This window comes from Micromonospora craterilacus (assembly GCF_003236315.1).
Classification (GTDB): domain Bacteria; phylum Actinomycetota; class Actinomycetes; order Mycobacteriales; family Micromonosporaceae; genus Micromonospora; species Micromonospora craterilacus.
The window spans coordinates 1-1505 of the sequence record NZ_POTY01000467.1; the positions used below are offsets into that span (position 1 = coordinate 1).

Annotated in this window: 1 protein-coding gene; it reads left to right on the forward strand. The window is 67.3% G+C overall.

Annotation, left to right across the window (positions count from 1 at the left end):
- Positions 1 to 346 precede the first annotated feature (346 nt).
- Complete coding sequence (locus C1I95_RS33845; RefSeq protein WP_111220176.1) at positions 347 to 1237, forward strand: replication-relaxation family protein; 891 nt, start codon at positions 347 to 349, stop codon at positions 1235 to 1237.
- Positions 1238 to 1505 lie beyond the last annotated feature (268 nt).

Genomic DNA, 1505 nt, shown 5'->3' on the forward strand with positions numbered 1-1505 from the left:
GGGTGAGGCCACCGCGATCCGACAGCAGGCATCCAAGGCGGTTCCCGCCCAGAGGGCCTCAGCGGTCGACGCCATGGTCAAGAAGTACAGCCAGAAGCCCGACGACCGCCGCCGCAGAAAGGAGAAGGACTCGCCCTGAGTGACCTGCCAGCAGTTCGTTTCAGGCTTCCGTGGCCCGATCCTTCGGGGGATCCACAACCCCTTCCACCCCGATCACCCGCACCCGCTGACAGATCAGCGGTGCCGGGCTGTTCACGCCGCACAGCGGCGTGTCAGACGACCACTGTGGTCGAACCTCACCCAGACACCCTCCGAATGGAGGGCATCGTTCTCCCTAGGAGTCCCCATGTCCCGGCCTCTACCTCCTCGTACCGCCAAATCCGACCCGTTCTACTTCACCCGCTACCTCTCCACCCGTGACCGGCGTCTGCTGTCCTGGCTCGCCGAGCACTACCTGCTGTCCACCCGTCAGGTCGCCAAAGCGCTGTTCCCCTCCGGCCGCAGCGCCCGCCTGCGACTGACCCGGTTGCACCGCCTGGAGGTCCTCGACCGCTTCGTCGACACTGAGTCCGCCGAGTCGTCGGTATACCTGTACGCGCTGGGGCCGAAAGGCTTCACGATCAACCGTGACGCCTACCACGATCCCGACAACCCGGCGGCCAAGCCGCCGCGCAGCAGCCGCGAACGCGGCAACCGCATCGTCGGAAGCAAGAAACTGCAGCACCTGCTCGGCGTGAACGACTTCTTCTGCGACCTGCTCGCCCACACCCGCACCAACCCGCAGGCACGGCTACACCGCTGGTGGTCCGAACAGCACGCCACCGACGCCTACGGCGCCGCCGGCATCCAACCCGACGGCCACGGAATCTGGACCGTCGGCGACACCACCGTCGGGTTCTTCCTCGAACACGACCGCAACACCGAGCCCCTCGGCACCGTGCTGCGCAAACTACGCGGCTACGAGCGGGTGACCGACTTCGGACCGACCTACCCGCTCCTGCTGTGGGTGCCCAGCCGAGGCCGCGAACGCAACCTCATGGACGCCCTCGCCGGCGTGGACACCGCCATGCCGGTGGCCACCGGCGTGCACGGCACCGACCCGGCGGGCCCGGTATGGACCCTGGCCAGCGATCCCGGACGCCCGCGCTACCTGCACGAACTGCCCAGCGACCACGGTCCCTACGCGGCCACCAACCCCAACCGGTTCATCCACCCCGACGACTCCCAGGCTGCCTGATGTCGCGCAGACCGGCCCCGCCGAGTTAGGGAGTCACCCCCGGACGACCACGTTGCCCAACAGGCAGACGCTCAGCGCATCTGTCACACACCACACAGCAATCACTGTCAGACGAAGGGGATCTGACAAGGAACCCCACCGGCACCCTTGTCAGGTCCCGTGCCTCTGACAGCGCAGGTCAAGCGGCACCTGCGCGAACGCCGGCCCGCCCGGCCCTGACAGATCAGGCCGCTACCGTTCACGGCACCACAACAACCCACATATATCT

Coding starts and splice junctions, on each gene's coding strand:
- C1I95_RS33845 (WP_111220176.1), top strand. CDS start 347: ATGTCCCGGCCTCTACCTCCTCGTACCGCCAAATCCGACCCGTTCTAC.